The sequence below is a fragment of the Blastococcus sp. CT_GayMR20 genome (genome assembly GCF_004570345.1).
Map to the genome: position 1 here is coordinate 1 of NZ_SPQM01000166.1, position 8,833 is coordinate 8,833.

The window sequence follows — 8,833 nt, forward strand, 5'->3', positions numbered from 1 at the left end:
TCGCCGAACTCGCCGACGGCGGGACGACGATCCTGCTGACCACCCAGTACCTGGAGGAGGCCGACCGCCTGGCCGACCGGATGGTGGTCATCGACCGGGGCAAGGTCATCGCCCGCGGCACCGGCGACGAGCTCAAGGCCCAGGTCGGCGGTCAGCGGCTGGAGCTCACCGTCGCCCGGCCGTCCGACGTCGCGGAGGCGGCGAAGCGGCTGCGGTCACTGGCCGTCGACGAGCCGCAGTCCGACGAGCAGAGCCGGCGGCTCAGCCTCCCGGTCTCCGGCGGCACCGACGTGCTCGCCGAGGCGCTGCGACTGATGGAGGGCAGCGGCGTGGAGATCCTGGATGTCGGCCTGCGGCGGCCGGATCTCGACGACGTCTTCCTCACCCTCACCGGGCACGCCGCCGAGGAGGACGGGAAGGGCGCCGCGCACGGCGAGCAGGACCGATCACCGGCCGACCGGGAGCCGGTCCCGACCGGGGGGAGCGTCCGATGAGCTCGCTGTCGCTGGCCGTGTCCGACGGCCTCACCATCACGCGCCGCAACATGATCAAGGTCAAGCGGGTGCCCGACCTGATCGTCTTCGCCACGCTCTCGCCGATCATGTTCGTGCTGCTCTTCCGCTACGTCTTCGGCGGCGCCATCAACGTGCCGGGCGACGTCAGCTACGCGGAGTTCCTGCTGCCGGGCATCTTCGCCCAGACCGTGGTGTTCGGGAGCACGATCACCGGCGCGAGTCTTGCCGACGACCTGCAGAAGGGCCTGATCGACCGGTTCCGGTCGCTGCCCATGTCGCCGTCGGCCGTCCTGATCGGGCGGACCGTCGCCGACCTGTTCCTCAACGCGCTGTCCATCGTCGTGATGGCGGTGACCGGGTTGGTCGTGGGCTGGCGGATCCACACGTCGGTCGGCGAGGCCGTCGCCGGGTTCCTCGTGCTCCTGGGTTTCGCCTACGCCGTGTCCTGGATGATGGCGCTGGTCGGACTGCTGGTCCGCACGCCCGAGGTGGTCAACAACGCCAGCTTCATCGTGATCTTCCCGATCACCTTCGTGGCCAACACCTTCGCCCCGCTGGAGACGTTCCCTCCCGTGCTGCGGCACTTCGCGGAGTGGAACCCCGTCTCCGCCGTCGTGCAGGCCGCGCGCGAGCTGTTCGGCAACTCCTTCGGGGCGCCGGACGTCTGGTCGCTGCAGAACCCGGTGCTCTACTCGGCGATCTGGGGCGTGGTGATCCTGGCGATCTTCGTCCCGCTGTCGGTGCGCGCGTACAAGAACACCGCGAGCCGCTGAGAAAGGACCCCGCTGCCCCCCACACCTCGCACGCTCGGCGTGGGCCCCTGCAGCGGGGCCGGACACGGACCGACAAGATGGACGGCGATGAGCGTCGACACCGTTCCCCTGGCTTCTGACAACCCGCTGAGCCGGCCGTCGGTGCTGCCGTTCGGCCTGCCGCCGTTCGGTGACATCAGCCCGGAGCACTGCCGCGAGGCGCTCCTGGCCGGCATGGCCGAGCAGCGGGCCGAGGTGGCCGCGATCGTGGCGGCACCCGGACCGGCGACGTTCGAGAACACGATCGTGGCGCTCGAGCGGTCGGGTGGGCTGCTGACCCGTGCGTGGAACGTCTTCGGCAACCTCACCTCGTCGGTGTCGACGCCCCGGATGCGCGAGATCGAGCGGGAGATCGCGCCGGTCGAGGCCGCCCACGACGACGCGATCCGGCTTGACCCGGCCCTGTTCGCGAAGATCGACGCCGTCCACACGGCCCGGCACGAGGCGGGCCTGGACGACGAGTCCGTCCGGCTGGCCGAGCGCTACCACCTCGACTTCGTGCTGGCCGGAGCCCGCCTCGACGAGGCCGGCCGCGAACGGCTCACGGAGCTGAACCAGGAGCTCTCGACCTTGTCGACCGCCTTCGGGCAGAACCTGCAGCTCGCCACCGAGGCGGCGGCGGTCGGTGTCGCGGACGCCGCCGAGCTCGACGGGCTCGACGACGAGTCCATCGCGACGGCCGCGACCGCAGCGGCCGACCGCGGGGTCGACGGCTACCTCATCACCCTCCTGCTGCCGACCGGTCAGCCCGTCCTCACCAAGTTGCGCAACCGCGAACTCCGGCGGCGGGTGTTCGAGGCCTCGCTGACGCGGGCCTCGGCCGGCGAGCACGACAACCGGCCGGTGGCCGAGCGCATCGCCCGCCTCCGCGCCGACCGCGCACGCCTGCTCGGCTTCGACACCCACGCCGACGTCGTCCTGGCCGACTCGACCGCGCGTACGACCGCGGCGGTCGACGAGATGCTGGCCTCGATGGTGCCCGCGTCCGTGGCCAACGCCGAGGCGGAGGCCGCCGTGCTGCGCGAGGCCGCGGCTGCGGACGGGATCGACGACCTGGCTCCGTGGGACTGGGCCTTCTACAGCGAGCGGGTCCGTGCCGAGCGGTACGCGGTCGACACGACCGCACTGCGTCCGTACTTCGAGCTGGACCGGGTCCTCGTCGACGGCGTCTTCCATGCGGCGGAGCTGCTCTACGGCTACCGATTCGCGCCGCGGCCCGACCTGGCCGGGTACCACCCCGACGTCCGGGTGTGGGAGGTCATTGACGCCGACGGCGCGCCGGTCGGCCTCTACCTCGGCGACTTCTTCGCCCGCGACGGCAAGCGCGGCGGTGCGTGGATGAGCTCGTTCGTCCGCCAGTCACGGCTCCTCGACGCCCAGCCGGTGGTCGTGAACAACCTCAACGTGTCCCGCGCCGCCGACGGCCAGCCGACGCTGCTGACCCTCGACGAGGTCAACACCCTCTTCCACGAGTTCGGCCACGCCCTGCACGGGCTGAGTTCCGCGGTCACCTTCCCGCGCTTCTCGGGCACCGCGGTGCCGCGGGACTTCGTGGAGTTCCCGAGCCAGGTGAACGAGATGTGGGCGCTCTGGCCGGAGGTGCTAGGCAACTACGCGAAGCACGTCGAGACCGGCGAGCCACTGCCCGCCGACGTCGTCCGGGCGATCGACGAGGCGCGGCTCTGGGGCGAGGGCTTCGGGACGCTCGAGTACCTGGCCGCCACCCTGCTCGACCAGGCCTGGCACCGGATCACGCCGGAGACCGAGATCGGCGATCCGATCGCCTTCGAGCATCAGGCCCTGGAGTCGGCCGGGGTGTCCTCGCCGCTCGTGCCGCCGCGGTACCGGACGACCTACTTCCAGCACATCTTCGCCGGGGGGTACGCCGCCGGGTACTACTCCTACATCTGGTCGGAGGTCCTGGACGCCGACACCGTGGAGTGGTTCAAGGAGAACGGTGGCCTGCGCCGGGAGAACGGCGACACCTTCCGCGGCCGGCTGCTCTCGGTCGGCGGTTCGGTGGACCCGCTGGCCGCGTTCCGCGCCGTCCGCGGACGGGACGCCGACCCGGCGCCCTTGCTGCGGCGGAGAGGTCTCGCCCCCGCCGCATGAGGGCGCGCGTCGGTTGCGAGTGCCGAACTCACAACCAGGGCAGCGAGAGCACCAGGTCGAGGTCGTCCGGGCTCTCGCCCTCGCGCACCAGGCGGTTGGGCTGGCGGTGCCCGCACTCCGTGCACCGGTGCACGACCTGCCAGCCCTTGCCCGACTTCTCCACCAGCCCGATCGGCTCCATCGGACGGCGGCACTCGCTGGCCCGGTCGCCCGGCAGCTCGTCGACGTGCAGCGACCACAGGCAGTACGGGCAGTGGTTGCGGTAGTGCCCGTCGGTGTTCGCCGGCACCTCGGAGTGGCAGTGGACGCACTCGAAGCCGGTGTTCTCCGCCCGCCTCGAGCGGCCGCCCACGGACGCGGTCAGGGGACGAAGGGCTCGACCGCGACGACCTCGACGCTGATGTCCCGGCCGTTGGGAGCCTTGTACGTCACTGTCGTCCCCGGCGCGGCACCCATGATCGCCGAGCCCAGCGCGGACTCCGGCGAGTACACGGTGAGGTCCGTCGTCCCGGCGATCTCCCGCGATCCGAGCAGGAACTTCTCGGTGTCGTCATCTCCGGCGAACCGGATGGTGATGACCGTGCCGAGCGCGGCGTTCGTCGCCTCGGTGGGCGCGGCGCCGACCCGGGCCTTGCGGAGGAGGTCGGTCAGCTGACGGATGCGGGCCTCCTGCTTGCCCTGCTCGTCCTTGGCCGCGTGGTACCCGCCGTTCTCCTTGAGGTCGCCCTCCTCACGGCGGGCGTTGATCTCCGCCGCCATCGCCGGGCGGCCGGCCACCAACTGGTCGAGCTCGGCCTTCAGCCGGTCGTGGGCTTCCTGGGTCAGCCAGACGCCCTGGGACTGCTCGTCAGTAGGGGTGGACACGAGGGGGAACTCCTGGAACTCGGGTGGCCGTCCCCGGACGGGGCGGCCGATGGTCGATCCGGCCAAGCTAACACCGGCGCCGACGGCGCTGCACGGATGCGCCGTGCGGTCCCGGCCGCGGGCCGGAGATGCGGAACCGTACCGGACCGTGTTGGTGACCAGTGGCACATTTCCCCCGAGCGGGTGTCTGAACAGGGCCGACGGGCGGCGGCGGTCCGGGGGCGGGTCGACCCACGCGCCGGACGGGGGACAATGTTCCGGTGACCGATCCCGACCAGTTGCGCCTCCTCGCCGTCCACGCCCATCCGGACGACGAGTCGAGCAAGGGTGCAGCCACGATGGCGAAGTACGTCGCCGAGGGTGCCCGCGTCCTGGTGGCGACCTGCACGGGTGGCGAACGTGGCTCGGTGCTGAACCCCGCGCTGGACCGGCCCGAGGTCTGGGAACGGCTGCCGCAGATCCGCGTCGAGGAGATGAACCGGGCCCGCGAGATCCTCGGGGTCGAGCAGGTGTTCCTCGGGTTCGTCGACTCCGGGCTGCCCGAGGGCGACCCGCTGCCCCCGCTGCCCGACGGCTGCTTCGCGCTGGTCCCGATCGAGGAGGCGGCGGCCCCGCTGGTCGAGCTGATCCGCCGCTTCAAGCCGCAGGTCGTCACCACGTACGACGAGCGGGGCGGCTACCCGCACCCCGACCACATCAAGACCCACGAGATCTCGGTGCACGCGTTCGAGGCCGCGGGCGATCCCGACCGCTATCCCGGCCTCGGCGAGCCCTGGCAGCCGAGCAAGCTCTACTACCACATGAGTTTCACGCTGCCGCGCACGAAGGCGCTGCACGAGGCCATCCTCGCCACGGGTGCGGAGTCGCCCTACACCGAGTGGCTGGAGAACTGGGACCCGGCGCACGACATCTCCCACCGGGTCACCACGCGCGTGCCCTGCGCGGAGTACTTCCCCGTCCGGGACGCCGCGCTGATCGCGCACGCCACCCAGATCGACCCCGAGGGGCGCTGGTTCGCCTGCCCGCCGGAGACGCAGCAGCGGGTGTGGCCGACGGAGGACTACGAGCTGGCCCGGACGCTGGTCGACGTGCCGGTTCCGGAGGACGATCTGTTCGCGGGGATCCGCAGTGAGGTGGGGGTCCGATGACCGTCGATCTGCTCGCCGCCGCCGGCGAACAGCTGCCCGAGGACGTCGGCAAGTCCGGCCCGCTGGGCCTTCTGCTGACCGTCGTCCTGCTGATCGCCGTCGTGTTCCTGGTCCGCTCGATGTCCAAGCACCTGAAGCGGGTGCCCGCCAGCTTCGACCCGGCCGAGCGCGTCGAGGAGATCCCCGACGACGCGTCGGAGCTGTTCGAGGCGAAGCCGGGAGAGCAGCTCCTGGACGACCTCCGCAAGGCGCCGCTCGCCATCGAGCCGCCGCGCCGCGACGACGACCGGCCGGACAGCCCCCGAGGGAGCTGACCGGCCGACCGCCGGGGTGCGTCTACCAGGCGTGGGCCACGTCGATCGCGACGCGCACCGAGTCGCCCGGGCCGGCGAGGGTCAGTACGCGGAACGGCAGGCGTGCCCGCACGCCGAGACCGACGCTGGTGAGTCCCTCGTGGTAGCCGGCCGCGGCCACCTGGCGGAACGTCCGGAAGCCGGTGACGTCCGGGTTGACCGAGGTGCGGGTCATGTCGTGCGCCCCGACGGTGATCTGCAGGAACGCCCCGCCGCGGAGGGGCACGACGAAGCCGGAGCCGTCGGACCTGACCTTGTCGACGTACTCGACGCGGTAGGAGTTGACGGCCGTGGTGCCGCCGATGTCGAGCACGAGCCGGTCGTAGCAGTCGTGTCGTCCGACCCGGGCCTGACGGAACTCGTCGCCGAGCGAACCGGGGTCGTTGTGGCCCGCGTGCTTGGCGAGCGAGCCCCAGGTGATCCCGCAGTACGGCGCCGCCTGCGCCGTGGCGGGAAGGGCGACGGCGACCAGCACCGACGCCAGGGTGAGGAGGAGGAGACGGATCGGGGTTCGGGACATGGGAGCCTCCTGGCAGGTACACCACCGTCGTTGGTAGTGCAGTCGTCAGAGTCCGCCGACACGCCCGCTACCACCATGGGCAGCTAATGCCGTAGACGGACGAATATCGGCGTGTCGGCTGGCGAACTCTGCTAGACGCAACCTGCGGACTGGTTGGTCCGGGCCACCTCTTGCCGCTCTTGCACCCGACCGGGTGCGCTCGGTGATGACCTGCCCGTTTGCGGTCCGTCGGGCACGATCACCGGATGCCCGCGAAGCAGCGCACCTCCAGGTCCGAGGACGACGGCCACCCCCCGGGGATCGGCCGGTTCGGCACCCGCCTGCTCGAGGTGTCGGAGAACGTCGTCTACGCGGGGATCGCCGCCTTCCTCGTCGGCACGGCACTGGTCTGCCTGGCGCTCGCCGGCAAGACGACCTGGGGGCTGCTGTCGGACTTCTCCGAGCAGCCGATCCTGGACCTGCTCGACATCCTGCTGCTGGTCTTCATCGTCGTCGAACTGCTCTTCGCCGTCCGTTCGACCGTGGAGAAGCGCGAGCTGCTCGCCGAGCCCTTCCTGCTCGTCGGCATCATCGCCTCGATCAAGGAGATCGTCGTCCTGTCGGTGGAGTCGGCGAAGGAGGTGGGCAACGGGGCGGAGTTCGACGACCGGATCACCGAGATCGCCGTCCTCGGCGTGCTCGTGCTGCTCCTGGGCCTGACCTCGTTCCTGCTCCGCCGCAAGGAGCGGGAGCCGGACGAGGGGGACAGCGGGCCGCCGGCTCCCGAGCGTCAGGTCGACTGAGCGGGTAGTCAGGAGGCGTGCCGAACCGACTCGCCACCGCCACGAGCCCGTACCTCCTGCAGCACGCCGACAACCCCGTCGACTGGCGGGAGTGGGGCCCCGAGGCCTTCGCCGAGGCGCGGGAGCGCGACGTCCCGGTGCTGGTCTCCGTCGGCTACGCCGCCTGCCACTGGTGCCACGTCATGGCCCACGAGTCCTTCGAGGACGAGGCGACGGCGGCGCAGATGAACGAGGGGTTCGTCTGCGTCAAGGTCGACCGCGAGGAGCGGCCGGACGTCGACAGCGTCTACATGGCCGCGACCCAGGCGATGACCGGCCACGGGGGCTGGCCGATGACCGTCTTCGCCACGCCGGACGGGGAGCCGTTCTACTGCGGAACCTACTTCCCGCCCCGGCCCGCGCACGGCATGCCCGCCTTCCGCCAGGTGCTGGCCGCCGTCGCCGACGCCTGGGCCGATCGTCGAGCCGAGCTCGAGTCCGCGGGCGCGCAGATCGTCGGTGCCCTGTCGACCCGGCTGGACCTCGGGGCGCCCACGCCGTTGTCGGCCGACGTCCTCGACGCCGCCGTCCGTTCGCTGGCCGCGACCTACGACGAGACGTCGGCCGGCTTCGGTGCGGCGCCCAAGTTCCCGCCGTCCATGGTGCTGGAGTTCCTGCTCCGCAACCACGCGCGCACCGGCGACGCCGAGACGCTGCGCATGGCCACCGGCACGCTCGAGGCGATGGCGCGCGGCGGCATCTACGACCAGCTGGCCGGAGGCTTCACGCGGTACTCCGTCGACGCCGGCTGGGTCGTGCCCCACTTCGAGAAGATGCTGTACGACAACGCGCTGCTGCTGCGGGTGTACCTGCACCACTGGCGGGCGACGGGCGAGCCGTGGGCCCGTCGCGTCGCCGACGAGACCGCCGCCTTCCTCGTCCGCGACCTCGGGACACCGGAAGGCGGGTTCGCCTCCGCGCTGGACGCCGACGCCGACGGGGTCGAGGGGCTCACGTACGTCTGGACGCCGGCCCAGCTGGTCGACGTCCTCGGGCCGGAGGACGGGCGGTGGGCGGCCGCGCAGTTCGAGGTCACCCGGCACGGCACCTTCGAGGACGGCAGCTCGACGTTGCAGCGACTGCACGAGCCCGACGACCCGGTCCGGCTGGCCGCCGTCCGGGAGCGACTGCTCGCCGCCCGGGCCGATCGCCCCCAGCCGGCGCGGGACGACAAGGTCGTCACCGCCTGGAACGGCCTGGCCGTCGCCGCCCTCGCCGAGCACGGGGTGCTGACCGGGGACGAGGGCTCGGTGGTGGCTGCCCGTCGGGCCGCGGAGCTCATGGCCGGGACCCACTGGGTGGACGGCCGGTTGCGCCGGGCGTCCCGGGACGGCGTGGCCGGCCGCCACGTCGGCGTGCTCGAGGACTACGGCGACCTCGCCGAGGGTCTGCTGGCCCTGCACCAGGCGACGGCGGACGGGCGCTGGCTCGAGCTGGCCGGGGACCTGCTCGACGTCGTCGCCGAGCAGTTCATCGATGCCGACGGCTGGCACGACACCGCCGCCGACGCCGAGGCGCTGATCCACCGGCCCTTCGACCCCGGGGACGGGCCGACCCCGGCCGGGATCGCCACCGCCGCGGGTGCCGCCGTCACCTACGGCGCCCTCGCCGGCTCGCCGCGCCACCTGGAGCTCGGCACGGCGGCGGTCGGCTCGCTGGCGCGGCTCGTCGCCCAGGCGCAGCGCGCT

At 72.0% G+C, this 8,833-nt stretch carries 9 protein-coding genes and 1 pseudogene; 7 read left to right on the top strand and 3 right to left on the bottom strand.

Annotated elements, in window-relative coordinates; translation table 11 throughout:
• The 3 genes and pseudogenes from E4P40_RS23810 to E4P40_RS23820 form a co-directional block, all read left to right on the top strand.
• A pseudogene (locus tag E4P40_RS23810) lies at window positions 1-494 on the top strand (DUF4162 domain-containing protein); the annotation flags it as partial.
• Complete coding sequence (locus E4P40_RS23815; protein WP_135160854.1) at window positions 491-1,288, top strand: ABC transporter permease; 798 nt, start codon at window positions 491-493, stop codon at window positions 1,286-1,288. The pseudogene E4P40_RS23810 and the gene E4P40_RS23815, both read left to right, overlap by 4 nt.
• Before the next feature lie 87 nt (window positions 1,289-1,375).
• Window positions 1,376-3,439 (top strand): M3 family metallopeptidase, encoded by a 2,064-nt coding sequence (locus tag E4P40_RS23820; protein WP_135160855.1) that lies wholly within the window; start codon window positions 1,376-1,378, stop codon window positions 3,437-3,439.
• Between the two features lie 28 nt (window positions 3,440-3,467).
• Here the strand turns inward: E4P40_RS23820 and E4P40_RS23825 are convergent, their stop codons facing one another.
• Together E4P40_RS23825 and greA are read right to left on the bottom strand one after the other, a co-directional pair.
• Complete coding sequence (locus E4P40_RS23825) at window positions 3,468-3,791, bottom strand: RNHCP domain-containing protein (protein WP_245160551.1); 324 nt, start codon at window positions 3,789-3,791, stop codon at window positions 3,468-3,470.
• A gap of 8 nt (window positions 3,792-3,799) precedes the next feature.
• Window positions 3,800-4,303, bottom strand: coding sequence for a transcription elongation factor GreA (gene greA, locus E4P40_RS23830; protein WP_135160857.1), 504 nt, complete (start codon window positions 4,301-4,303; stop codon window positions 3,800-3,802).
• A gap of 260 nt (window positions 4,304-4,563) precedes the next feature.
• Between greA and mca the strand changes: the two genes are divergently transcribed.
• Both mca and E4P40_RS23840 read left to right on the top strand, forming a co-directional pair.
• Window positions 4,564-5,451 (top strand): mycothiol conjugate amidase Mca, encoded by an 888-nt coding sequence (gene mca / locus E4P40_RS23835; RefSeq protein ID WP_135160858.1) that lies wholly within the window; start codon window positions 4,564-4,566, stop codon window positions 5,449-5,451.
• The gene (locus E4P40_RS23840) at window positions 5,448-5,765 is read left to right on the top strand and encodes a hypothetical protein (RefSeq protein WP_135160859.1); all 318 of its coding nucleotides are present in this window, start codon (window positions 5,448-5,450) and stop codon (window positions 5,763-5,765) included. Before mca ends, E4P40_RS23840 begins: the two co-directional genes overlap by 4 nt.
• 22 nt (window positions 5,766-5,787) lie before the next feature.
• Here the strand turns inward: E4P40_RS23840 and E4P40_RS23845 are convergent, their stop codons facing one another.
• Entirely contained in the window at window positions 5,788-6,324 is a 537-nt protein-coding gene (locus E4P40_RS23845; protein ID WP_209305490.1) for a hypothetical protein, read from the bottom strand.
• A gap of 245 nt (window positions 6,325-6,569) precedes the next feature.
• Here E4P40_RS23845 and E4P40_RS23850 point away from each other — a divergent pair, with 245 nt between their 5' ends.
• Window positions 6,570-7,106 carry a phosphate-starvation-inducible PsiE family protein gene (locus E4P40_RS23850; RefSeq protein WP_135160860.1) on the top strand — a complete coding sequence of 179 codons (537 nt, stop codon included), beginning with the start codon at window positions 6,570-6,572 and terminating at the stop codon, window positions 7,104-7,106.
• A 17-nt stretch (window positions 7,107-7,123) separates the two neighbouring features.
• Window positions 7,124-8,833, top strand: a 1,710-nt coding sequence (locus E4P40_RS23855; protein WP_135160861.1) for a thioredoxin domain-containing protein, incomplete at its 3' end; no start/stop codon positions are given.